This is a genomic window from Nocardia sp. NPDC052112, from assembly GCF_040680135.1.
Lineage (GTDB): Bacteria > Actinomycetota > Actinomycetes > Mycobacteriales > Mycobacteriaceae > Nocardia.
The window spans coordinates 250,814-275,635 of the sequence record NZ_JBFAWD010000003.1; the positions used below are offsets into that span (position 1 = coordinate 250,814).

At 65.1% G+C, this 24,822-nt stretch carries 19 protein-coding genes and 1 pseudogene; 12 read left to right on the forward strand and 8 right to left on the reverse strand.

The annotated features are described in order from the left end of the window. Nucleotides 1-2: 2 nt before the first annotated feature. Nucleotides 3-1,559 carry a histidine ammonia-lyase gene (gene hutH / locus AB0L58_RS07180; RefSeq protein WP_364382491.1) on the reverse strand — a complete coding sequence of 519 codons (1,557 nt, stop codon included), beginning with the start codon at nt 1,557-1,559 and terminating at the stop codon, nt 3-5. 101 nt (nt 1,560-1,660) lie between these two features. On the opposite strand from hutH, the gene AB0L58_RS07185 reads away from it, so the two are divergent. Both AB0L58_RS07185 and AB0L58_RS07190 read left to right on the forward strand, forming a co-directional pair. Further along, entirely contained in the window at nt 1,661-2,443 is a 783-nt protein-coding gene (locus AB0L58_RS07185) for an IclR family transcriptional regulator (protein ID WP_364382494.1), read from the forward strand. A gap of 205 nt (nt 2,444-2,648) precedes the next feature. Beyond that, nucleotides 2,649-3,971, forward strand: a complete 1,323-nt coding sequence (locus tag AB0L58_RS07190) for a family 1 glycosylhydrolase (protein WP_364382497.1) — start codon at nt 2,649-2,651, stop codon at nt 3,969-3,971. Nucleotides 3,972-4,179: 208 nt separating this feature from the next. Here AB0L58_RS07190 and dmpI read toward each other — a convergent pair whose 3' ends face one another. The 4 genes from dmpI to AB0L58_RS07210 form a co-directional block, all read right to left on the reverse strand. Next, on the reverse strand, nt 4,180-4,365 hold the full coding sequence (dmpI, locus tag AB0L58_RS07195) for a 4-oxalocrotonate tautomerase DmpI (RefSeq protein ID WP_364382500.1): 186 nt from the start codon (nt 4,363-4,365) through the stop codon (nt 4,180-4,182). A gap of 137 nt (nt 4,366-4,502) precedes the next feature. Beyond that, nucleotides 4,503-5,396: a LysR substrate-binding domain-containing protein gene (locus AB0L58_RS07200; protein ID WP_364382503.1), complete on the reverse strand. Its 894-nt coding sequence runs from the start codon at nt 5,394-5,396 to the stop codon at nt 4,503-4,505. Between the two features lie 280 nt (nt 5,397-5,676). After that, the gene (locus AB0L58_RS07205) at nt 5,677-6,381 is read right to left on the reverse strand and encodes a hypothetical protein (protein ID WP_364382506.1); all 705 of its coding nucleotides are present in this window, start codon (nt 6,379-6,381) and stop codon (nt 5,677-5,679) included. 366 nt (nt 6,382-6,747) lie between these two features. Next, complete coding sequence (locus tag AB0L58_RS07210; protein WP_364382509.1) at nt 6,748-8,277, reverse strand: NAD(P)/FAD-dependent oxidoreductase; 1,530 nt, start codon at nt 8,275-8,277, stop codon at nt 6,748-6,750. 171 nt (nt 8,278-8,448) lie between these two features. Between AB0L58_RS07210 and AB0L58_RS07215 the strand changes: the two genes are divergently transcribed. Then, on the forward strand, nt 8,449-10,008 hold the full coding sequence (locus AB0L58_RS07215) for an amino acid permease (protein ID WP_364382511.1): 1,560 nt from the start codon (nt 8,449-8,451) through the stop codon (nt 10,006-10,008). Here AB0L58_RS07215 and AB0L58_RS07220 read toward each other — a convergent pair. Beyond that, entirely contained in the window at nt 10,005-10,592 is a 588-nt protein-coding gene (locus AB0L58_RS07220; RefSeq protein WP_364382514.1) for a TetR/AcrR family transcriptional regulator, read from the reverse strand. The two genes, AB0L58_RS07215 and AB0L58_RS07220, sit on opposite strands and share 4 nt — an antisense overlap. Nucleotides 10,593-10,707: 115 nt before the next feature. On the opposite strand from AB0L58_RS07220, the gene AB0L58_RS07225 reads away from it, so the two are divergent. After that, on the forward strand, nt 10,708-12,744 hold the full coding sequence (locus AB0L58_RS07225; protein ID WP_364382517.1) for an alkyl sulfatase dimerization domain-containing protein: 2,037 nt from the start codon (nt 10,708-10,710) through the stop codon (nt 12,742-12,744). Between the two features lie 73 nt (nt 12,745-12,817). Then, nucleotides 12,818-13,978 carry a glycoside hydrolase family 19 protein gene (locus AB0L58_RS07230; RefSeq protein ID WP_364382520.1) on the forward strand — a complete coding sequence of 387 codons (1,161 nt, stop codon included), beginning with the start codon at nt 12,818-12,820 and terminating at the stop codon, nt 13,976-13,978. Between the two features lie 46 nt (nt 13,979-14,024). On the opposite strand, the gene AB0L58_RS07235 is transcribed toward AB0L58_RS07230, so the two are convergent. Next, nucleotides 14,025-14,639 (reverse strand): dihydrofolate reductase family protein, encoded by a 615-nt coding sequence (locus AB0L58_RS07235; RefSeq protein ID WP_364382523.1) that lies wholly within the window; start codon nt 14,637-14,639, stop codon nt 14,025-14,027. 83 nt (nt 14,640-14,722) lie between these two features. Further along, nucleotides 14,723-15,922: pseudogene (locus tag AB0L58_RS07240) on the reverse strand (helix-turn-helix domain-containing protein); the annotation flags it as partial. A gap of 140 nt (nt 15,923-16,062) precedes the next feature. On the opposite strand from AB0L58_RS07240, the gene pruA reads away from it, so the two are divergent. From pruA to AB0L58_RS07275, 7 genes are all read left to right on the forward strand, one after another. Continuing rightward, a complete protein-coding gene (pruA, locus tag AB0L58_RS07245) occupies nt 16,063-17,709 on the forward strand; it encodes an L-glutamate gamma-semialdehyde dehydrogenase (protein ID WP_364382527.1) in 1,647 nt (548 codons plus the stop codon). Beyond that, the gene (locus AB0L58_RS07250) at nt 17,709-18,668 is read left to right on the forward strand and encodes a proline dehydrogenase family protein (RefSeq protein ID WP_364382530.1); all 960 of its coding nucleotides are present in this window, start codon (nt 17,709-17,711) and stop codon (nt 18,666-18,668) included. Before pruA ends, AB0L58_RS07250 begins: the two co-directional genes overlap by 1 nt. A 165-nt stretch (nt 18,669-18,833) precedes the next feature. Continuing rightward, the gene (locus AB0L58_RS07255; RefSeq protein WP_364382533.1) at nt 18,834-20,267 is read left to right on the forward strand and encodes an amino acid permease; all 1,434 of its coding nucleotides are present in this window, start codon (nt 18,834-18,836) and stop codon (nt 20,265-20,267) included. A gap of 197 nt (nt 20,268-20,464) precedes the next feature. Continuing rightward, nucleotides 20,465-21,265, forward strand: a complete 801-nt coding sequence (locus AB0L58_RS07260; RefSeq protein WP_364382536.1) for an NAD(P)-dependent oxidoreductase — start codon at nt 20,465-20,467, stop codon at nt 21,263-21,265. A 131-nt stretch (nt 21,266-21,396) separates the two neighbouring features. Then, nucleotides 21,397-22,773, forward strand: coding sequence for a sugar porter family MFS transporter (locus tag AB0L58_RS07265; RefSeq protein ID WP_364382539.1), 1,377 nt, complete (start codon nt 21,397-21,399; stop codon nt 22,771-22,773). Beyond that, nucleotides 22,770-23,780, forward strand: coding sequence for a lactonase family protein (locus AB0L58_RS07270; protein ID WP_364382542.1), 1,011 nt, complete (start codon nt 22,770-22,772; stop codon nt 23,778-23,780). The genes AB0L58_RS07265 and AB0L58_RS07270 overlap by 4 nt, the downstream gene beginning before the upstream one ends. Before the next feature lie 124 nt (nt 23,781-23,904). Further along, nucleotides 23,905-24,816, forward strand: a complete 912-nt coding sequence (locus AB0L58_RS07275) for a LysR family transcriptional regulator (protein WP_364382545.1) — start codon at nt 23,905-23,907, stop codon at nt 24,814-24,816. Nucleotides 24,817-24,822 lie beyond the last annotated feature (6 nt).

Consider the following 24,822-nt stretch of genomic DNA (forward strand, 5'->3'; position numbering starts at 1 on the left):
CCTCACCTTCCCGAGCTGCCGAGGTGCGGGGTGACCGCGGCCAGCAGTTCGCCGGAGCGGACCAGTTCCGCCGCGGCGGCAATCTCCGGGGCAAGGTGTCGGTCCGGGCCCGGACCGTCGACCTTCGTGCGCAGCAATGCGAGTGCCGCGGCGGTGGCCGGGCCCGGACGCAGCGGCGCCCGTAGATCCAACGCCCTTGCCGCCGTGAGGTATTCGATCGCGAGCACGGTGGCCAGACCGTCGACGGCGCTGCGCAATTTGCGCGCCGCCGACCAGCCCATCGACACATGGTCTTCCTGCATCGCACTGCTCGGAATCGAATCCACCGATGCGGGCATCGCGAGGCGCTTGAGTTCGCTGACGATGCCCGCCTGGGTGTACTGGGCGATCATGTGGCCGGAATCGACACCGGGATCGGCCGCGAGGAAGGCCGGAAGACCGTGTGAGCGTGCGACATCCAACATCCGATCGGTGCGCCGCTCGGCCATGCTCGCGACATCGGCGACCGGAATGGCCAGGAAGTCGAGGACATACGCCACCGGGGCACCGTGGAAGTTGCCGTTGGATTCCAACCTGCCGTCGGCGAGTACGACGGGATTGTCGATCGCCGAGGCCATTTCGCGCTCGGCCACCAATTCGGCGTGCGCGAGGGTGTCGCGGGCAGCGCCGTGCACCTGCGGTGCGCAGCGCAACGAGTACGCGTCCTGCACCCGGTTGCAGTCGGGACCCCGGTGACTGGCAACGATGTCCGATCCGGCGAGCGCCGCCGCCATGCGCCGTGCCGAGCGGGCTTGTCCCGGATGCGGGCGCAGCGCCTGCAGATCATCGGCGAAGACCCGGTCGGTGCCGAGTAGCGCCTCCACGCTCATTGCGGCGGTGATATCGGCGACATCCAGCAGTTGACGCAGGTCGTTGATCGCGAGCGCGAGCATGCCGAGCATGCCGTCGGTGCCGTTGGTGAGCGCGAGCCCCTCCTTCTCGGCGAGGGTCACCGGCTCGATGCCCTCGGCGTGTAAGGCTGCTGCCGCCGTAACTACGTTGCCAGCGGAATCAGTGACCTCTCCCTCCCCCATCAGCGCCAATGCGACCGCGGCCAATGGCGCGAGATCGCCGGAGCAGCCGAGCGAGCCGAACTCGTGCACCACCGGAGTAATGCCCGCATTGATCAGCGCGGCCAATGTGAGCGCTGTCTCCGGCCGCACCCCGGTATGTCCGGTGGCCAGTGTCCGTAGCCGCAGCAGCATCATGGCGCGCACCACCTCGGTCTCGACCGCGGCACCCGCGCCCGCGGCATGCGAGCGGATCAGCGACCGCTGCAGCGCGGCCCGACTCTCCGGCGGAATGTGCCGGGTGGCCAGTGCACCGAAGCCGGTGGAGACGCCGTAGGTCGGGACGGTGCCCGCGGCCAGCGCGTCGACGTGCTGACGCGCGGAAGTGAGCCGTTTCTCGGCGGCCTCGCTGAATCGAACCTGGGCGCCGGCGCGGGCAACGGCGACGATGCGTTCGACGGTCAGCGGCCCGTCCAGCTCCACGGGCGGTAACTGCGTGGTATCCGGCATAGGCCCATTCCACCGCCACGGGGGCGGGTGGAGAATGAAGCTGGACCAGGTTCTGTCTGGTATGCGAGACATTGAGTCAAAACGGTACGGGAGGAAGGCGCATGGGAACGAGCAGCGATATCCCCGCGCTCCGGCGCGGCCTTGCCGTGCTGCACCTGATGGCGACGCGGGCCGGACCGGTCTCCGCGTCCACGATCGCGCGCGAGCTTGACATCCCCCGCTCCACCACCTATCACCTGCTCGCGGAGCTGGAGCAGGCCCGCTTCGTCACCCGGCTGCCCACCGAACGGCGCTACGGCCTCGGCATCGCCGCCTTCGAACTGGGTTCGGCCTATCTGCGCCACGATCCGCTGGAGCGGGTCGCCGGACCGTTGCTGCGCGAGTTGGCCGGACGGGTCGGGCACAATGCGCACCTCGGGGTGCTGCACGGCAATGAACTGCTGTATCTGATCAAAGAACGACCGGCGCGCCCCGAAACGCTGGTGACCGATGTCGGCGTCCGCCTGCCCGCGCAGCTCACCGCATCGGGCCGGGCGATCCTGGCGCATCTGCCCGCCGCCCATGTGCGCGCGCTGTTCCCGTCGGCGGCAGCATTTGTGCGTCGCACCGACCGCGGGCCGACCAGCCTCGCGGCGCTGCGCACCATCCTGGCCGCCGAGCGGCGGCGCGGTTGGGCGAGCGAGGACGGACATGTCACCGCCGGATTCGCCTCGGTCGCCTACCCGGCATTCGATCACGACCATCGGCCGATCGCGGCGATCAGCGTCACGCTGCGGCATCACTGCGAACAGATCCCCTGTATTGCCGATTGGTCCGATCTCGCTGTGCAGGTGCGGTCCACCGCTGACAATCTCACTCGGCGCATCGGTGGGCGGGTGAGCTGAGGAGCAGCCTGTTCGCGAACAGGGAGCAATCGCAATGATGCGACGCCTTATCCGTAATTTCCAGGAAATTCTGACGGCATGCACGACACACCGGCACGCAGCGCGAGATTCAGCTATCCGATGGTTACGCTCGAAGATCATCAACCGGAGCGACGCTTCGCCGGTGCTGCACGACCGAACAGTGTCGGATGGCGACAGGAGCTCGATGCGAACACCGACGCGCCGCCGCGCCCTCGTCGCGCTCGCTACGATCGCGACCGCACTGCTGCTCGCCGGTATCTCGATGCCGAGCGCGCAGGCCAGCGTCGCGCCGTTCGGCCGTGAATTCCTCTGGGGCGTAGCGTCATCCGGCTTCCAATCCGAAGGCGACGCGCCGGACAGCAACTGGACCCGCTATATCGCCACCGGCCAGGCCGGCGACAACTACGACAATTCGGTCGACTTCGCTCAGCGCTACATCTCCGATATCAACCTGGCTGCCCGCCTCGGGGTGCGGGTGTACCGGATCGGCATCGAATGGGCACGCGTGCAACCGCAACCGGATACCTGGGACGAGGCGGCATTCGGCTTCTACGACAACGTGATCGCGCGCATTCTCGCGGCCGGTATGCGGCCGATGCTCACCCTCGATCACTGGGTGTATCCCGGCTGGGCCGCCGACCGCGGCGGCTGGCGCAATCCGGGCATGGTCGAGGATTGGCTGGTCAACATGCGAAAGGTGGTGAACCGCTATGTCTCTCGCAATCCGCTGTGGATCACCTTCAATGAACCTGCCGCCTACATCGGCACCGAACTGCGCATCGGCGCCATCACCCCGGACGAGGCGCCGGCAATGCTGGACCGAATCGCCCAGGCACACAACGCGATCTACGACACGATCCATCAAAACCTGCCCGAGGCACAGGTCACCAGCAATCTCGGCTATGTCGCGGGCGCCGAGACCGAGGTGAATCAGCCGATCGTGGACCGGATCGCCGACAAGCTCGATTTCATCGGCGTAGACTACTATTTCGCGCCGGTGCCGGAAACGAATAAAGCGGTACAGGGTGGTTCGAACGAGGGTCCGGCGATCTGGGAACTCCCGATTCACACCGAGGGCATCTACTACGCATTGCGCCATTACGCACAGCTGTTTCCCGATCGCCCACTGTATGTCGTGGAGAACGGCATGCCCACCGAGGACGGTAAACCGCGCGCCGACGGCTACACCCGCTCCGACCACCTTCGCGACACCGTCTACTGGCTCCAGCGCGCCAAGGCCGACGGCATCAATATCGTCGGCTACAACTACTGGAGTCTGACCGACAACTACGAATGGGGCAGCTACACACCACGTTTCGGCCTCTACAGCGTCGACGTGCGCACCGACCCCACGCTGGCCCGCCAACCCACCGATGCGGTCGAGGCCTACCGCGGCATCATCCAGTCCGGCGGGGTTCCCACCGGCTACCGCCCGACCCGCGCACCGGTCGAATGCGGATTGGTCGATCCGCCCGACAGCTGCGACGAAACCGTCAGCGTTCCCTAGCCGGATATTCCCGGCAAAAGGGCAAGAGTGCGTGTCTATTCGCTGGGGGAAGACCTTGCCGCACTCGATGGATACCAGCGCATCCGTCGCCCCTGATCCGGCGACATCGAGACCAGCACCGTCGGCCCGGCCGGTGACCATCGCGGCAATTCATGCGCCATCGGCACAACCGCACGGCATCGGCCGGGCATCGGCACTCTACGGTCGGCTATTTCTTATCGGCGGTCAATTGCCCGGCGGCGCCCCAGCTGTCGGCGGGCGTCTCGTGAATCCACACCTGCACGGTTTCGGCCGGAATCTGATATGCGTCGACGAAGGCGTCGGTAATCCGGCGGACCAGATCCCGCTTGAGTTCGACGGCACGCGGACCCTGCTGCACGGTGACGATGGGCATGACTGATCTCCTCACTGAAAAGGGTTGGGGCAGACCGCCTCCGGGGGATGCCGGCTGGTTCGGCGGCCTGTGATCAGTTCACCCGAATGAAAGTCTTCGACCAAGGGCCAGTTCGACTGCGCAGCGATAACGAATACTTATTGTCGACTTTCCTCCGCGAGGAGGTCGCGCAATAGCTCCGAACTCGGCGCATCGGTCCCGGCCCGCAGGGCGACTGCGATCGGCAGACTCAGGCCGCCGTCGGCGAACGGCCGGAAAGCCACCCGGGGGTTGTGTACCTGGTCGGCATTGGCGGCGTAGATCACCGTCCACATTGCGGCGGCAGTGCCGATCGCGGCCAGATTGTCCTGCAGCGTGGTGGCGGTCGGCGCGGGAACGGGCTCGAAACCCGCACGCTGACAAGACATCAGCACCAGATCGACCAGTGCCGGATGATTGCGTCGCTCGGTCATCCGCAATGGCACCATGGCCAGATCGGCCAATCGCACCGTCTCGTGCGCGGTCAGTGGATGCCGGGCGGGGAGCGCCGCGACGAGTGGATCATCCCATGCACGCAGATACTCCAGGTCGGGAGTGTCCTCGACGGCGGGCGCACGCACGAACGCCGCATCCAGTCGTCCATCCGCGACTTGTGCCAACCGCTCGCGCACCGGCAGCGTGACCAACTCGATGCGCACCTGCGGAAGACGCTCGGCAAAGGCATCCAGGATGGTGTCCAGCCGGGCACCGAGTCCGGTAACAGTGCCGAGCCGGAACACCTCCGCCCGCGCACCGGCCAGATCGGCCACCGATGCCCGTGCCTGATCCGCCGCGATCAGCACCCCGCGCGCAGCGGGCAGAAACCGCTGCCCGGCCTCCGTCAGCCGCACCCGTCGCGGCGACCGATCCAGCAGCCGCACCTGCAATTCCCGTTCCAGCCGCTGCACCTGCTGACTCACTGCTGGTTGCGCGATATGCAGCCGCTCGGCCGCGCGCCCGAAGTGCAGTTCCTCGGCCACGGTGACGAAATAGCGTAATTGGCGCAGCTCCATGGCGCGGCTCCTCGAAACAGGCGGTGCTGTCGATCCATGAAACCAGCCGCCGCAATCAGTACATGCAACGGCCCGACGCCGCGCCCCCGCCAGCTCCGCCGCCGGATTGGTATCAGGCACCGGGCACCCCGTGTGTGCACCGGGCACCCTCTACAGAGGGTGCCCGGTGCCGCGCCGAGGTGCCCGCCGCCTGATCAGGGCGCCCGAGCGTCCAGCCGGGTGACAGGACAGATCGGCGGGCGCCCGGTTCGAGCGCCCGCCGATTCGGGGTGGGGTGGGGTTACTTCGGTGCCGAGAAGGGCTGGTTGATGGTGGTGAAGTACTGGAGTGCGGCGGCGATGGCGACCGGGGCCGTGACAAGGATCTGTCCGGCGAGGGTGCCGAGCGCGCCGACGGCGATGATGCCGCCGATGCAGCCGATGGCCGCGGACGGGATGAATGCGCCGAACAGACCGACGATGGTGGCGGCCGCGACGGTCGCGCCCGCGATACCGCCGAGCACACAGCCGAGGGCGCCGCCGCCGAGACCGCCGACCAGTGTGCCGATGGTGGCACCCATGCTGATGGTGCTGGTCAGGCGGCTCCAGGCAGCCTGCTCACGGTCATAGTCGTTCTTCCACGGGGCCTTGTCCTCATACGGCAGCGCGACCGGTTTGTACGCGGCGTGGGCGAGATCGAACTGCGGGGTCAGCGTCGCGGTGTGATCCTGGATATCCGCCGCGATCGGGAAGACGAAATCGTCCACCCGGAAGGACAAATCGGTGCCCGCGAGGGTGGTGCCGTCGACGGCCTTGATCTTGAAGACGCCGTTCTCGTTGACCAGCGAACCGGCATCGGTCTTGATGATGGCCGCGGACGGAGTCGTAGTGGCCGTGTAGTTCACGGCGCCGTTGTCGGTTTCGGGAGCGGCATTCACGGTCCCGGCCGTGACGCCGACAGCCGCGATCAGCAGCGCCGAGGTCGCGGCGAATTTCCTCATCAACATGCTTTGGTATTCCTAACGGGTGTACTGCGGAAGCACGCTCATTAAAGCCGCAGCACAACATCCATGTGTGACCAAATCGTTATTATTTGCCCATCAATTGCCGCAGAGTAATGTGCGAATTGTTCAAGCTGTGATCTACATCACATTCGCAGGCCGATCGACGTTACCGCCAGCCGATGACACGTCATACAGGAAATCGGAACGGCGCAATCGGATTCCAGCATCCGCATACGAGAAATCCTTCCGCGCAAACCGGCACAGCACATCCGGCTCCAGCCGTTTCATGCGACCCAATAATGCGCAACATGCATCATCGGACCGTTGTTGTGATGTAGCCCACACCGATCGCGCGCTGCTTATCCGAAGTCAGCGAGTTTCGAGGACTGCCATGGCGGCATTGTGCCCCGGGATGCCGCTGACGCCGCCGCCGCGAATCGCACCCGCCCCGCAGATGAAGACGTTCGGCACGTCCGTTGCCACGCCCCAGCGGACCGCCGGAGTATCGGTGTCGTCGCAGCGATAAGGGAAGGCCAGGTCTCGGTGGAAGATATGACCGCCGGGGAGGGCCACCTCACGCTCCAGGTCGACCGGCGACTTGGCTTCGATACAGGGCGCACCGTGCCCGTCGAGGGCGAGGCAATCGACAAGCGGTTCGGCGAGTACCGCATCCAGCTGGGCGAGCGCGCCTTTCACGGCCGTCGCCTTCGCCGCCTCCGGATCGGACTCGAAAAGCCTTGCCGGAGTGTGTAATCCAAATAATGTGAGGGTGTGCAGATCGGAGTCGGGTGCGAGGATCGAGGGATCGGTCAGGGTGTGACAGTAGATCTCCGATGGTGGCGCCGACGGAATCCGCCCGCGGGATGCCTCGCGATATGCCTGCTCGAGTTGTGAATACGACTCGGCGATATGAAATGTTCCGGCGAATGCCGCACGCGGATCGGTCGAAGCGTCGCGCAGCCTCGGCAGCCGCCGCAGCACCATGTTCACTTTCAGTTGGGAGCCTTCGGGTTTCGGCTCCCTCGGTATGCCGAGCAGCTGTGCGAGTTCATACGGTGCCGCGTTGACGAGCACATGCCGCGCACCGACCACACCGTCCCGATAGCGCACTTCCGCTGTGAAATCGTCGGATTCGACCTCGGTTACCGCACAGCCGGTGATCAGCTCCGCACCGGCGGCGCGGGCCACGTCGGCGAGTGCGTCGGTGAGCGCGCCCATACCGCCGATCGGCACATCCCAGTCGCCGGTGCCGCCACCGATCACGTGGTACAGGAAGCACCGGTTCTGCCGCAACTCAGGATCGTGCGCATGGGTAAAGGTCCCGATGAGTGCATCGGTGAGCACGACTCCGCGCACGGTGTCGTCGGCAAAGGTCGACTCGACCGTCTCCCCCAGCGGCCGCTCGAACAGTGCCGCCCACGCGGCGGGATCATCGACAACCCGCTCGAGCGCCGAACGCGTCGGCAGCGGTTGCGTGAGCGTCGGAAACACGCGCCGCGCGAGCCGTGCGGTCACACCGTAGAACTCCTGCCACGCCCGGAAGTCCCGATCCGAACCGGTGAGCCGGATGAAGCTCTCCCTGGTCCGGGCCTCGGAACCGGTATCGACCAGCAATCCACCCGCCCCGACCGGCGTATACGACGAGATCCGCCGCCGCCGCGTCGCGAACCGCAACCCCAGCTCCTCGACGATCTGGCGCGGCAGCAGACTCACCAGATACGAATACCGCGACAATCGCGCATCGACGCCCGGAAAAACCCGCGCCGAAACCGCGGCCCCACCGATGTGCTGCTGGCGCTCCAGCACCAGTACCGAACGCCCGGCTCGCGCCAGGTATGCGGCGGCCACCAGCCCGTTGTGACCGCCACCGACCACCACCACGTCATAGGAGGAGCGCATCGGTCGCATCCGTCCTGCCTACCACGGATTCCGCGATTCGCGCCCGGATTGTGCGATTGCCGAGAGATTACGGCCCGGTTTCCATATTTCCCTGCGATTGACCAGCACTCACTTCACACTTAGCTTCTGGCAAACGCCATATGAGGGCGGCGTTTTCACCCGGGAGCGATCATGACCGAAGCCACCACACCATCCGACGACGAACGGCGCCTCGCCGAACTCGGCTACAAACAGGAATTGGCCAGATCCTGGTCCGGATTCTCCAACTTCGCCATCAGCTTCACCATCGTCTCCATCCTGACCGGCGGATTGGCCAGTTATGGCATCGGTCTGGCCAACGGCGGTCCGATCACCATGGCGTGGGGCTGGCCGCTGGTCTCGCTGATGGTGTTGTTCGTCGGTCTGGCAATGGCCGAATTGGCCTCGGCCTACCCGACTTCCGGCGGTCTGTACTGGTGGGCGTCCGAATTGGGCGGTCCGGTCTGGGGCTGGTTCACCGGGTGGTTCAACCTGATCGGCCAGATCGCGGTGACCGCCGCCATCGACTACGGTGCGGCCATCTTCACCACCGCGGTGCTCAATGTGATCGGCATCGATATCGGAACCGACCGCACCGCGATCTTTTTGGTCTTCACCGCGATCCTGATCCTGCATGCCGTACTCAATGCGATCGGCCCGCATCTATCCGCGGTCATCAACAACATCTCGGCCTGGTGGCATGTCGGCGGCGTGGCGATCTTCGTCGTCGTCCTCGGTTTCGGCGCGAGCCACCACCAGAGCGTCGGCTTCGTCTTCACCGAAACCGTCGACAACAGCGCGGTCGGGTTCGGCGGGGTGGCATTCAGCTTCCTCCTCGGTCTGCTGCACGCGCAGTACACATTCACCGGCTACGACGCGTCGGCGCATATGTCGGAGGAGACCCACGATGCCGCACGCACGGCGGCCAAGGGCATCATCAACACCATTGTCGTCTCGGCCGTTGCCGGATATCTGCTCATCATGGCGGTCACCTTCGCGATCCCGAATCTCGATGACGCCCTGGATCCGGCGAAGAACAACGGCTATCCGGTGATCTACATCCTGGAGAATTCGCTGAATTCGTTCTGGTCCGGTCTGCTGCTGATCATCGCCGCGATCGCCCAGCTGTTCTGCGGCTATGCCTCGGTCACTTCGGCCTCGCGCATGCTGTTCGCCTTCTCCCGTGACGGCGCGGTACCGGGATCGGCCTACTGGTCGCGACTTTCGGACCGCAAAGTGCCGGTGCACGCGGTGCTGTTCATCTCGTTCTTCTCGTTCGTCCTGCTCATCCCGTCGATGCTGGTACCCGCGGAAAACGCGCCGACCGCCTATGCGGCGGCCACCTCCGTCGCCACCATCGGCCTCTACATCGCCTATGGCATCCCGATCCTGCTGCGCCAGTTGCACGGCGGCAGATTCCAGACCGGCCCTTGGCAACTCGGCCCCTGGTATCGACCGGTGGGCATTATCGCCCTGATCTGGATCGTGCTGATCAGCCTGCTGTTCATCCTGCCGACCGATGACCGCGGCTACCCGTGGAACAGCGAATTCACCTGGAACACGGTCAATTACGCACCGATCACCCTGGTCGGCGTAGTGGGCGCGATCGGTGTCTGGTGGCTGGTCTCGGCCAAGCGCTGGTTCACCGGGCCCAAGCGCACCGTCGAGGACGCCCCGCCCGCCGACGAACCCGAGGCCGCCGCCAACGCCTAACCCAAGAGCGCCATCAGTTCCCGGCGGATTGCCGCGGACGCCTCGGCCTGCGATCGGCCTCGGCGGTCGACCAGATGATGCCGGGTGGGCCAGCCGACGGCGGCATCGACGAGATCCAATAGTTCCTCGTCGATGCCGCCGTCGTGGGTCAGCTCCGGCGCGAACGCGCGTGCCAGCGCGGCACGAATTCGCGTGTCGGTCAACCGCATTCGCGCGTCGACGCCAGGGACCGTATGCGATTCGAGTAGACCGAGCAGCCGGGGATTTCGCTGTAGCGCGAAGATCGCCGCGCTCTGCCGCACCACCGCATCGATGCGATCGGCGAGCGGTAGTTCCGGATCCGGATTCTCGATAAGCGCCTCGACCCGCTCCGATTGCACCTCCACGACCGCGACCCGCAGGTCGTCCCGTCCGGGAAAGTGCACGAATACGCTGCGCTCGGAAACTCCGGCCCGCGCCGCGATGCGCTTACCGGTGGGATCGAGTTCACCGTCATGTATCGCATCGAGCAGCGCGGCGACGATCGCGGCGCGGGTCTGTTCCGGGTTGCGCCTGCGGCGGGCGCGCGCAGTGCTCTCACTCATGCCTGCATCCGATCACAGGCACGCCATGCGAACATCGGCGACCACACCGGCAATTATTGCAGTCTGACTGCAATAACGGTTACGGTGTCGCTGCCGAGCACTGACAGGAGAAACGATGGTCGAGCACCAGAACACCAACCGGATGCCACGGATGTCCCGGCGCGGCGCATTCGGCGTCGGAGCGGCGGCACTCGCGGTCGCGGGCGTCGGGCTCACCGCATGTGCCGACGCGGATGATGTGCATCCGTCCGCCGAGCCCACCGAACCGAGCAATCACATCGCCGAGGGCAATACGCGGCTCGCCTCGACACTCCCCTTCTCCGACACCACCGATTTCGCGGACGCCGACCGCGGCTGGATCGCCGCCCTCGACCCCGGCGTAGTCCAGGATCCCAGCGGAAAGGTGGTGTGGGACAACGACTCCTACGCTTTCCTCCGCGATCCCTGCCCCCTGTCGGTGAATCCGAGCCTGTGGCGACAGTCCCAGCTGACGGCCAAACAGGGACTGTACGAAATCGCCCCTGGCTTCTATCAGATCCGTGGTCTCGACCTGTCGAATATGACGCTGATCGAGGGCGATACCGGCGTCATCGTCATCGATCCACTCATCTCGACCGAGACCGCTGCCGCCGGACTCGCGCTCTATCGCGCCCATCGGGGCAATCGGTCGGTCACCGGACTCATCTATTCACACGCGCACGTGGACCATTTCGGCGGTGCACTCGGGGTCACCACCCGCGCGGAGGTGGCGGCGGGCCACTGTCCGGTGCTCGCGCCGTCCGGTTTTCTCGAACACGCGGTCGCCGAGAACATCTACGCGGGCACCGCGATGGCCCGACGCGCCGCCTACATGTATGGCGCGGCCCTCCCGCGCGGACCGAAGGGACAGGTCGGCGCGGGCCTCGGCCAGACCACATCGATCGGCACCACCACTCTCATCGACCCCACCGTCGACATCACCCGCTCCGGCCAAGAGGAGATCGTCGACGGTGTGCGCATGGTGTTCCAATTGACTCCGGGCACCGAGGCACCGTCGGAAATGAACTTCTACTTCCCGGACCGGCGCATCCTGTGCATGGCCGAGAACGCCACCCACACCTTGCACAACATCCTCACACTGCGCGGTGCGTTGGTGCGCGATCCGCATGTGTGGTCGCGCTATCTCACCGAATCGATCAACCGGTACGGCCGCAAGTCCGACCTGGTCTTCTCCTCACACCACTGGCCGATCCGGGGTACCGATCGGATCGTGGAATTCCTTGCGGTGCAACGAGATCTGTACGCCTACCTCAACGACCAGACACTACGCCTGCTCAACCAGGGCTACGTCGGAAGTGAGATCGCGGAGGTGCTGCAGCTGCCACCCGGGATCACGAAAGAGTGGTCAACTCGTGGCTACTACGGGTCGGTCAGCCACAATGTCAAGGCGATCTACCAGCGCTATATGGGCTGGTTCGACGGCAATCCGGCACATCTGTGGGAGTATCCGCCGGTCGAATCGGCCAAACGGCACGTCGATGCCATGGGCGGTGCGAGCGAGGTGCTGCAGAAGGCCCAAAAAGCTTATGACACAGGCGATTACCGATGGGTCACCCAGCTGGTGAACTACGTGATCTTCGCCGAACCGAACAATACGACGGCAAAGCACTTGCAGGCCAGCGCCTTCGAACAACTCGGCTACGGCGCGGAGAATGCCACCTGGCGCAACTTCTACCTCAGCGGCGCCTACGAACTGCGCAACGGCCCGTTCGGCACACCGACCAAGGCGAACGCGCAGGGCATGCTCGCCGCCCTCACCATCGACCAGGCCTTCGACGCCATATCCCTGTTCGTCAACGGCCCCAAGGCCTGGGATATCCAGGTCACCACCGATTGGCGCTTCACCGATGCGGACGACCACACCCAGCGCGCCGAATTGCGCAATGGCGTCCTCATCCACTACCCGCGCACCCCTGACGACGGTCTGCCCGCCCCCGACGCCACCCTCACGCTGACCCGCACCACCTTCGCCCGCACGATGCTCGCCGGCGGCAATGTCGCGGACGCGATCATCAAGGGCGATATCAACGTCGACGGCAATATCGCCACCCTGCAGCGACTGAACGGCCTGTTCGACCGCCCCGACCCGAACTTCGCGATCGTCACCCCGTGAACACCGGTGGGCCGCCCATAGGTGGGGAGTCGAGGCTCACAAGGGCCGAACCGGTTGTGCGACAATCCCGCGAATGGGCTCCGAGTACGACCCGATCGCCGATGGTCTCTGGGGCGGAGCGCAATACGGGCTGCTGCCGCCGAAGGCGCAGGAGCCGAAAATATCGCCGGTGGTGGCCGAGGCACGCGAGCAGATCGATAAACTCGCCGCCCCGCCGGTCGCTTCGGGCGCCGTGCAACGCGCGGTCGAATTGGCTCGCACCGCATTTCGATTCATGCTCGACCAACTCGGCACCGGAAACCCCACCGATCTGCCCGATCTGACGGCCATGCTCGATGAGGCGAACCTCTACGATGTGGCAAACAAGTCCGTGGTGACCGCTCATTACAACACGAAATCGGCCAAAATGTCTGAGCTCACCGCTGATTTGAAAGAGCGGGATACGAAGCTCTCCGGCAACGTTGGGGATGTCGCGGGCAACGGCGTAAAGATGGCCAAGGGGATCCGGGACGAGGCGCAAATGCTGGGCTTGGTACTGCAAGCGGCTTCGTTGGCTACCTCCGCAGGATCGGGCAAGCTATCGGCCAGTGAGGAAAAGTCCCTGTTGACGGACATTTTCACGAGGGTCGTACATCTGGAGCAGGACTACCTCGACATCATCGGGAAAAACTCTGGGCACGCCGGGCAGATGAGCCCCGTGACCTTGGCACAACTCGAGAAGATCTTCCCCGGCACCCCCAAGAGCAAGCTGGAGAAATACCTCCCCTACCTCGACCAGGCCATGCGCGACTACGGGATCGACACGCCCAAGCGTGCGGCCACATTCCTCGCGCAGATCGGGGTGGAGACCGACGATCTGAAAACCCTCGAAGAATATGGCGACAAGGGCTACTTCGAGCGCAACTACGGGTCGCGCAAAGACCTCGGAAACGACCGGGCCAGTGACGGCGCCGCATTCCACGGTAGAGGCGCCCTGCAACTGACCGGCCGCAGCAACTATCGGAAGGCCAGCGATGCTCTCGAGGTCGATTTCGTTGCGGATCCAGAAAAAGCCGAAGACCCGAAGTACGCGTTCGCCACTGCGGGATGGTACTGGGATTCCAAGGATTTGAACGACGACGCGGATAGATCAGATATCGACGCGATCACTCATACGATCAACGGTGGTAACAACGGTGGTGCGGAGCGCCGTGAGAATTACGACCGTGCGCACAAGGTCCTCGACGCGGAATAATCGCCCGGGTGACACATGGTCACGAAACCATGTGTCACCCGTGGGCTCAATCCTCTTGCGGCAGAAACTGTTTCGCGTACTCGTACCCTTCGCTACCTTCGGCCGCCGCCTTGGCGTAAACCAGATGCACCACACCGGTTTTGAAAGTATTGGACGAAAGCAGTTCCAGCGGAAGCGCGGCGTCGGCCTCCTCGAACAGTCGCAGGCCCTTGCGCACCGCGATCGGGTGCACCAGCAGATGCAGCTCATCGAGGAGCCCGACCTCGAGCAGCTGACGGACCACGGATACCGATCCACTGATGCCGATGGGTGCCTCGCCGGGCTCGTTCTTCAGCGCCGCGACCGCTGCCACCAGATCACCGGCGAGCACCTCGGAATTGCGCCAGGTGAAGGTCAGATCCTGATGCGAGACCACGATCTTGCGAGCGTCGCCGAGCTTCCTGGCCATCTCGGCATCGACATCGCCCGCGAGCTCGCGCTCCGGCCAGGCACCGGCGAAACCCTCGTAGGTCTTGCGGCCGAGCAGCAGCGTATCGGCCGCGCCGAGCTGACTGTCGACGGCCGTGGCCATCTCCTCGTTGAAGTACGGGAAGTGCCAATCCTGCGGGTTCTCGACAACGCCGTCGAGTGCGATGAACAGTCCCGCGGTGATTTTCCGCATCGGTAACTCCTTGGTCGGTGGTTGATGCCGCGTCACCAGATCAGACGGACGGGAACCGGAATAATCATCGCTCGCGCACTCGCCTATTCGGGCGATCGGCGATGCAGGGCAAGCTGGAGTTCGAGCAGCAGGCGATCGGCGGGATCGCTGAGGTCCATGCCGACAATGTCCTCGACGCGGCGGATCCGGTAGCGCAGGGTATTCGGATGTACCTGGAGCGCCGTCGCGGCATTGCGCACGTCGCCGTGCTCGCGCAGATACGTCTCGACACTCTCGCACAGATTCGCGGAGTGCTTGCGGTCGTAGTCCAGCAGCTTGTGCAGGCGGGGATCGTGCAGTTCCGGCCGCGTACCGACGAGATCGAGAATTTCACCGAGCAATACCGCGGTACGTGATTCGGCCAGCGTGGTCACCCGTCCGCGCGGATAGATCGCGGCCGTACTGTCGAGGACCCGGTCCACCTCCGAACGCGCGCCCGCGACATGAGCCAGATCCGGAATGGGACAGGCGATGGCGGCGCGCAATCCGAGGTCGGCTTCCAGTTGTTCGACCAGCTGACGGGTCCACGCCGTCACCGCGTGCGCGGTTCGGTACTGCGGCAGCAGCACATACACCCGGTCGGCGAGGACGGTGGTCACCGAATCACCGCGAAATGAGCTGGCGCGCAAGCGAAGCATATTGCCGAGGGCGGCGGGGGACTTCACGCCGGGAGCGACTGCGAAGCCGACCACCGCGGCCGGACCGGTCAGCGGCAGATTCAACGCACTCGCTACCGCGGGCACGTCGGCGGTCCCCCCACCGGTCCCGAACAGCCGTTGAATGAGCAGCGCCTCGGCGGAGGGCGCGTCCAGGCTGCGCGATATCAGCCGGGCGGCGATGGCCGACGCACCGCGCAGGATCTCCGCGGCTTCCGGTTTGAACGGCCGGTCACCCTGCTGTAGCCAGATCGCACCGAGTACCCGGGGCGCATTCCCCTCGGCATGGTCCCGGATGCTCACCACCAGGCGGCGCTTGATGTCCAGTTCCTCGTGCGCCGGTATGTCGATGACTTCGTCGGAACCGCGCAGCCGATCGAAGACGCCCCACTCGCGCAGCACCCGCAGATAGTCACGCGGCCCCTCCCGGCCGAGGATCGACAACACCCGCAGCTGGTCGGCCGCCTGATCGGAGGCCGAATACGCGAGCACATGCGATTGCGGGTCCTCGATGGACACCATTCCGCCCGCGTTCTGGGCGACCATCTGCGCCAATCCGAACAGGTCCAGGTCCGCGGCCACCAACTCACCCTCGCCAGCCACGACCACTGCTCACTTTCATACGACTCGCCAATCCGGTCATCCCATCTTTGTCCGCCTGTCCGATTCTGCGGGCGGTTTTGCGGTGTTGACTTCGGCTCACCGTCATATACCAGTAAGGAGGACTCATGGACGCCATCGTGTCCACGCCACGCCCGGCCAACGAGCCGGTCGGCACCTTCGCACCGGGCAGCGCCGAACGCGCACGATTGCGGGCGAAATTGACCGAACTCGCCGCTACGCCGACCGAGGTCCACCATGTCATCGGCGGCGAGCATCGGCGCACCTCGGGCAAGAGCATCGAGGTCGTGCAGCCGCACAATCATGCCGCCGTACTCGGCACCCTCACCACCGCCGAGGCCCGCGATGTCGAGGACGCGATCGCCGCTGCCTCGGCCGCCGCACCCGGCTGGCGCGCGCTGTCCTTCGAGGATCGCGCGGCGATCTTCCTGCGGGCCGCGGATCTGCTGTCCGGCCCGTGGCGCGAAACCATTGCCGCCGCAACCATGTTGGGGCAGTCCAAGACCGCGTACCAGGCCGAGATCGACGCACCGTGCGAACTCGTCGACTTCTGGCGCTTCAATGTGCATTTCGCTCGACAGATCCTGGCCGACCAACCGATCTCGACCCCGGGTGTATGGAACAAGGTCGAGTACCGCCCGCTGGAGGGCTTTGTCTACGCGATCACCCCGTTCAACTTCACCGCCATCGCGGGCAATCTGCCGACCGCACCCGCCCTGATGGGCAATACGGTCCTGTGGAAGCCGTCGCCCACCCAGGCGGTGGCCGCGTATTGGACGATGAAACTGCTGGAAGCCGCGGGGCTGCCGCCCGGTGTCATCAATATGGTGCACGGTGCTGGACCGAAGATCTCCGACGTCGCGCTGACCGATCGGCGGCTGGCGGGCATCCACTTCACCGGTTCGACCGCGACCTTCCAGCATCTGTGGCGTTCGGTGGCGATGAATATCGCGGACTACAACACCTATCCGCGCCTGGTCGGTGAGACCGGCGGCAAGGATTTCGTGCTGGCGCACAGTTCCGCGGATCCGGATGTGCTGACCACCGCGCTGATCCGCGGCGCCTTCGACTATCAGGGCCAGAAGTGCTCGGCCGCCTCGCGGGCTTTCATTCCCAAGTCGGTGTGGGCCAGGATGGGCCGCGATCTCATCGATAAGGTCGGCTCGCTGAGCTACGGCGATGTCACCGACTTCGCGCATTTCGGTGGCGCGGTCATCGATCAGCGCGCCTTCGACCGCAATGCCGATGCCATCGCCCGCGCCAAGGCCACCCCGGGCCTGACCATCGCGGTGGGCGGACACGCCGACGACAGCGTCGGATATTTCGTCGACCCGACCATCCTGCTCGGCGACGACCCCGCCGACGAGGCGTTCAGCACCGAATACTTCGGCCCGATTCTCGCGGTCCACGTCTATGACGATTCGGTTGCCGGATCCTTCGCGGCGGCACTCGAGCTGGTCGACGGCGGTTCGGCCTACGGCCTGACCGGCGCGATCATCGCCGACGACCGCAATGCCGTGGCCGAGGCGACCGAAGGCCTGCGCTTCACCGCGGGCAACTTCTACATCAACGACAAGCCCACCGGTGCGGTCGTCGGTCAGCAACCCTTCGGCGGATCCCGGGCGTCGGGCACCAATGACAAGGCCGGCTCACCACAGAATCTGTTGCGCTGGACCTCCGCGCGCACCATCAAGGAGACCTTCGTCCCGCCGACCGAGCACACCTATCCGCACCAGGCACCCGAGGAGATCTGATGGCCATTTCCGGTCTGCTGCGCCCGGCCATGCTCGCGGCCTCGCGCTCGCCGCGCATGGAGCGCACCGTCACCCGCATGTCGACCACCAAGAAGCTGGTGGACCGCTTCGTGGCCGGTGACTCCGAGCCGAATGCGGTTGCGGCCGTGGCGAATCTGCTGAGTTCGGGTCGGTATGTCACCGTCGACTACCTCGGTGAGGACACCACCGATATCGCGCAGGCGCGCAATACGGTGGCGCACTATCTATCACTGCTGTCGTTGCTCACCTTGTTGCGTGAGTCCGAACCCGTTGGGCCGCTGGAGATTTCGCTCAAGCTCTCGGCGCTCGGCCAAGCCCTGCCCGCCGACGGTCATGCGATCGCCCGCGAGCACGCACACCAAATCTGTTCCGCCGCAGCGGATGCGGGTGTGCTGGTCACCATCGACGCGGAGGATCACACCACCACCGATTCGACCTTGTCGATCGTGCGGGAGTTGCGCGCCGACTTCCCGTCGCTCGGTACCGTCCTGCAGGCCTACCTGCGGCGCACCGCGGCCGACTGTCGCGACTTTTCCGGTCCTGGCTCGCGAATTCGCCTGTGCAAGGGCGCATATCGCGAACCCGCGTCGGTGGCGTATCAGAACCGGGCCGAGGTCGACCAGTCGTATCTGGACTGCCTGCGGGTGCTGATGGAAGGTGAGGGGTATCCGATGGTCGCCACCCACGATCCGGCACTCATCGAGGCCGCCGGTGTATTCGCCGGCGCAACCCAGCGCACCCGCGACGATTTCGAATTCCAGATGCTCTACGGCATCCGCGACGCCGAACAGCGCCGACTCGTGCGCGACGAGCAGCACGTCCGGGTCTATGTGCCCTATGGCGATCAGTGGTACGGATACTTCATGCGCCGACTCGCCGAACGTCCGGCCAATGTCGCGTTCTTCCTGCGCTCGCTGCGACCGGGCAGCCAGCACTGATGCCCGGCTCGGCGGTCTTGTCTGTGCAGTCGGACAAGGCCGCCGAAGTTTATTTATCCAACTCGCCGATCACAGCGCGTTTATGGTCCGATTAGCTGAGTGCTGCTCAGGATGTGATCTGCGTTACTGCACTGTCGGGTAGCGCGGAGGACGAAAGGAAGACCCATGCCCCTCGCGGAGTTGCGCAGCCAGATGTTGCGCCGCAAACCTCTCGAGCAGATCGAGGAGGAGACCGGGCCCGCGGACGAGCAACTGAAGCGGTCGCTCGGACTGTGGCAGCTCACGGCGATCGGCGTCGGCGGCATCATCGGTGCGGGCATTTTCGCCCTGGCCGGTTCGGTCGCGCATTCGGTCACGGGCCCGTCGGTGCTCATCTCGTTCCTGATCGCCGGTGTCGCCAGCGCCTGCGCGGCGCTGTGCTACGCGGAATTCGCCGGGATGGTTCCGAAGGCCGGATCCGCGTACACCTACGGCTATGTCTCGCTGGGCGAAATCGCGGGCTGGTTCATCGGCTGGGATCTGCTGCTGGAGTACATCGCGGTGGCGGCGGTGGTCGCGATCGGTGTCTCCGGATATTTCAAATTCCTGCTGGGACAAGTCGATATCACGCTGCCCGATTGGATGATGGGCGCGCACGGCACCGGAGATGGTCGCGTGGTCGACGTCTTCGCGGTGCTGTTCTGTCTCGGCACCGCATGGCTGCTCTCGCGCGGCATCAAGAGCGTCGGCCGCTTCGAGACGGTCGCCGTCGGCATCAAGGTCGCATTGGTGGTGCTGATCATCGTGCTCGGCGTCTTCCACATCGACAGCTCCAACTACACCCCGTACTTCCCGTTCGGTGCCGGCGCGGTGTGGACCGGCGCGGCAACGGTCTTCTTCGCCGTCTTCGGCTATGACGCGATGAGCACCGCCGCCGAGGAATCCGTCGACGGCAAGAAGCATCTGCCCAAGGCCATCATCTACTCGCTGGCCATCGCGATGGTGCTGTATGTGCTGGCCACACTCGTGCTGACCGGCATGCAGAAGTACACCGAGATCAGCCCGACCAGTGGTTTCTCCACCGCCTTCGAATCGGTCGGCATGCCGGGCGTCGCGAATATCATCGCGATCGGTGCCATCGTCGGCATTGTCACCGTGGTGCTCACCTTCATGCTCGGCGTCACCCGAGTGTGGTTCGCGATGAGCCGCGACGGACTGCTGCCGGAATGGTTCGCCAAGACCCATCCGGTCCGCAAGGTACCGACCCGGGTGACCTGGATCGTCGGCATCGGATCGGCGACCATGGCCGGTCTGCTGGATATCACCGTGGTCGCGGAGCTCACCAATATCGGCATTCTGATGGCCTTCATCGTGGTCTCGGTCGCGGTCATGGTGCTGCGCCGCACCCGCCCCGATCAGCCGCGCGCATTCAAACTGCCGCTCATGCCGGTGGTGCCGCTGATCGGCATCGGCTTCTCGATCTATCTGATCTGGTCGCTGCCCTGGGAGACCTGGCTGCGCTTCGCGGTCTGGCTGGTGATCGGCCTCGCCGTGTACTTCGGATACTCGCGGATGCATTCCAAACTGGAGCGTGGCGAGGACGTGACCCTGGCGAAGTAGGCGATCGACCGATGCTCTCGTGGCATCGGTCGATACAGAAACGGTCTTGGACAGGCATCAGTCCCGGGCCATACCCTTCTGGCACGTTCGAGCGGAAGTGACCTACCCCACACTTCCGCTCGCACACAGGAGGACACAATGTGCGAAAACAGCTGTTCTAGTGGCATTTTCGGCGGAATGTGCGAGACCGATGCCGCATGAATGACCACCGAATTCTCATTACCGGCGCGGGGGGCGGTATCGGCACGCTGATGCGGCCGCGCCTCCGACGCCCCGATCGCGTGCTGCGGCTGCTGGATCTGACCGAACTCCCCGCGCCGACCGCGGACGAACGGGTCGAGATCGTCACCGGATCGCTCACCGATCCGGCCACGATGGCCGCGGCCTGCCGGGACGTGGATGCGATCATCCATCTCGGCGGGATCAGCCGGGAAGACAGCTGGGACAATGTGCTCGCCGTCAATATCGATGGCACGCAAACGGTTTTGGAGGCGGCGCGGCACGCCGGCGTGTCGCGGGTCGTGCTCGCCTCGAGCAATCATGCCGTGGGTTTCCGCGCCGTGGGCGATGAACCGATTTCCGATGACGCCTCGCCCCGACCCGATACCTATTACGGTGTCAGCAAAGTGGCCGTCGAGGCACTCGGCAGTCTCTATCACTCCCGATTCGGCATGGATGTGCTCTGCATTCGGATCGGCTCCTGCTTCGAACGTCCACACGATGCGCGCGGTTTGTCGATGTGGTTGTCCCCCGATGATTGCGCGCGACTGTTCGAGGCGTGCCTGGCTGCCGAACGTCCGGGCTACCGGGTGATCTGGGGCGTCTCCGCCAATACCCGCGCGGTCGTATCCCTGCGCGAGGCCGAAGAACTCGGCTACCACAGCCGCGACGATGCCGAACGGTTCGCCGCCGATATTGCGACTGTCGGCGAGCCCGGTCCATGGCTTATCGGTGGCCCGTTCGTGGAAACTCCACTCGGCAAACCGAATCCGCTCTGACCGCCACCGAAAACGCATCAGCCGATACCCAGACGGAATCGCCTTTTCCCGAACTTCGCACCATCGGCATGTGACGCTGATGACACTTTGCTCCACCGCGAAAGAAATGCAGCACAATGCAATTCAGAACAATGACGACCGCGCCGAAATCGGCGCTCGCCTCCAATGTCAAATTTCTCTATTTCTTCGGCGCCCTCGGCGGCATTCTCTTCGGTTACGACCTCGGGGTCATCTCCGGTGTGCTGCTGTTCATCAAGAAGTCCTGGCATCTGTCCTCGGTGACGCAAGGCGTGATCGGCGGATGCCTGGCCGCCGGTGCGGTGATCGGCGCGGCCATTGCCGGGCGGATCACCGATCGGCTCGGGCGGCGGCGAACCATCATGGCGGCGGCCGCGGTCTTCGCGGTCGGCGCGCTGGGCTGCGCGCTCGCGCCGAATGTGGCGGTGCTGGTGGTCGCCCGTTTCATTACCGGTATCGCGGTGGGATGTTCGTCGGCCACCGTACCCACCTACCTGTCCGAACTCGCCCCGACCAGGGCACGCGGTGCACTGTCGACACTGAACCAGCTGATGATCGTGTCGGGCATCCTGATCGCCTACATCGTCGACTGGGCGCTGTCCGGCAGCGGTAACTGGCGCATGATGTTCGCGGTCGCGGTGATTCCCGCGGTGGCGCTGTTGGCGGGCATGTCGGTGCTGCCGGAGACGCCGCGCTGGCTGGTCCATGCCGGGCGCGAGCAGGAGGCACGGGCCGTGCTGGCGGGCACCCACCGTGCCGATGAGATCGAATCCGAGATCAACAGTATTCGCTCGGTTATTCGACTGGACGAGCAGCAGAAGGGGCGGCTGCGTGATCTGCTGGCACCGTGGGCGCGGCCCGCTCTGGTGGTGGCGCTCATTCTGGCTGTCGGACAACAGTTCTCGGGTGTCAATGCCGTGAATGTGTACGCGCCGACCATGTTCAAGGATCTAGGTTTCGGAAATTCGACGTCGCTGTTGGCGTCCATTGTGCTCGGTGCGATCAAGGTGGCATTCACGGCCTGGGTGATCTTCGTCGTGGACCGTTGGGGCCGAAAGCCTTTGCTGCTGCTCGGCAATGTGTGTATGGCCTCGTCCCTGTTCCTGCTCGGCGCCATCGTGCTCGGCATCCACAATCACACCGTTACCGGCCTCACGACCCTGATTCTGCTCAACGTCTATCTCGCGGGTTACGAATTGGGTTGGGGCGCGGTGGTGTGGGTGATGATGGCGGAGATCTTCCCGCTGCGCGTGCGCGGGGTCGGTATGGGCGTCGGCAGTGTCGTGCTGTGGAGTTCGACCTTCGCCATCACCTTCCTGTTCCCGGTGATGAACGATCATCTCGGACTCGGCTATTCGGCGTGGATCTTCGCCGGAGTCAGCGTGGTGATGTTCATACTGGTGCGGCGGTTCGTACCAGAGACCAATGGTCGCAGTCTGGAGGAGATCGAGTTGGAGTTGCGGGCCAGGGTCAGCGGTAAGTCCGAATGAGCGTGGCCTGCGCGGTTTATGTTTCGAATGCCGACAGTCGCGAAATCTCCGTGCTGCGACTCGACGACGGTGCCCTGACGCCGATCGAGTCCCAGCCGGTGGGCGGCGCGGTGATGCCCTTGGCGATGCGTCCGGACCACCGGTACCTCTACGCATCACTGCGCTCGGCCCCCTTCGCGGTGGCGGTGTTCGCAATGGATCCGGCAACGGGGCGGTTGACACCACTGTCGACCGCCCCGCTGCCGGACAATATGGCCTATCTCGCGACGGATCGAAGCGGGCGCTATCTGCTGAGCGCGTCGTATTCGGGCGACAAAATCGCCGTCAATCCGATCGCCGCCGACGGCGGTATCGGAGCGCCGATCACGGTGGTATCGACACCGCCGCATGCGCACTCGATATGCACCGATCCGTCGAACCGCTATCTGTTCGCGGCGGCGCTCGGCGGTGATGTGATTCTGCAGTACCGCTTCGACGCCGAAACCGGGCTGCTCACACCGAATGAGCCGCCGCGGGTCGAGACCACACCCGGCGCCGGTCCGCGTCACCTGGTATTCCATCCGTCCGGCTCATTCGCCTTCGTCACGAATGAGCTCGACGGCACGGTACACAGTTATCGATTCGAATCCGCCACGGGCACACTCGGTCTCATCGCTTCGGCATCGGTGCTGCCGCCGCGATCCGATGGGCCACCGTGGACGTCGGAGCTGCGCGGCACACCCGATGGCCGCTATCTGTATGTGGCTGAACGGACTTCGAGCACGATCACCGGATTTCGCATCGATCCGACAACCGGACTGCTCCATCGGCTCGGATCCACACCGACCGAGACCCAGCCGCGCGGATTCGCCATCGACCCGAGCGGGCAGTTCCTGGTGGCCGCGGGGCAGCAGTCCCATAGCGTCACCAGCTACACCATCGATCCCGCGACCGGCTCGCTCACCCCGCGACAGCGGCTCGGCGTCGGCCGCGACCCGAACTGGGTCGAGATCGTCGCCCTCCGATGAATACCTCCAAGGTATCGGTTGATGCCGAATTGGCGTTGGACGAGTATCAGTAGCGAGTCATAGCCTGCGGAGAGCGCAATCTGCGGGCAAGGCGGAGTGCACGCCACAACGCAGGAGGAGAACGATGTCGATGCTGTCGCTGGAGCAGGTCCGCGGCTTCGTCACGGTGGCCGAGGAGGGCAATTTCCGGCGGGCGGCCGAACGCCTGCGGATGACACAGCCGCCGCTGAGCCGCCAGATCCAGAAGCTCGAGCGCGATATCGGCGTGGAACTGTTCGACCGCACCCAGCGCCAGGTCCAACTGACCCCGGCCGGGGAGGTCTTCTTGACCGAGGCGCGCCGCCTGCTGGCCCTGGCCGGCGCGGCGCCCGGCACCGCCCGCCTGGTCGCCGCGGGTGGGGCGGGCACGGTCCGGATCGGGTTCACCGCGGCCTCCGGCTTCGGCTTCCTCGGCCCCTTTCTCAATCACATCGAGGCGAGCCTCGACCGCATCGGGAGCGGACCCGATCGCGTCGAGATCGTGCTGCGCGAGATGGTGAGTTCCGACCAGTTCGAGAACCTGCGCAGTGGCAGCCTCGATCTGGCGCTGGCCCGTCCGCCGTTCGACCGCACCGAATTCGATTCCCGGCTGGTGCACTCCGAAGGCTTGATTCTGGCCGTCCCGGAACAGCACAAGCTGGCCGGTGCCGATCCGATCGCGATCGAGGAACTGGGCGGCGAAACCCTGCTGGTATACGCGCCTGGCCCGGCCCGGTATTTCGCCGATCTGGTCTCCGGCATCCTCGCCGCCGTGCCCTACACCGCCACCCACGAACTCACCCAGGTGCACACCATGCTCGCGCTGGTGGCCGCCGGACGCGGCCTGGCCCTGGTACCGGAAACCGCCACCCATCTGCACCCCGACGGCGTGCGGTTCCGGCCGCTCATCGGCGTCGAGGACCCCGTTGTCCTGCACGCGATCTGGCGACGCGACTGCGCCAATCCAGCGCTGCACCGAGTCGTCGAACTGCTCGATTCGCTGCCGCCCGCTCTATGAAAGGAA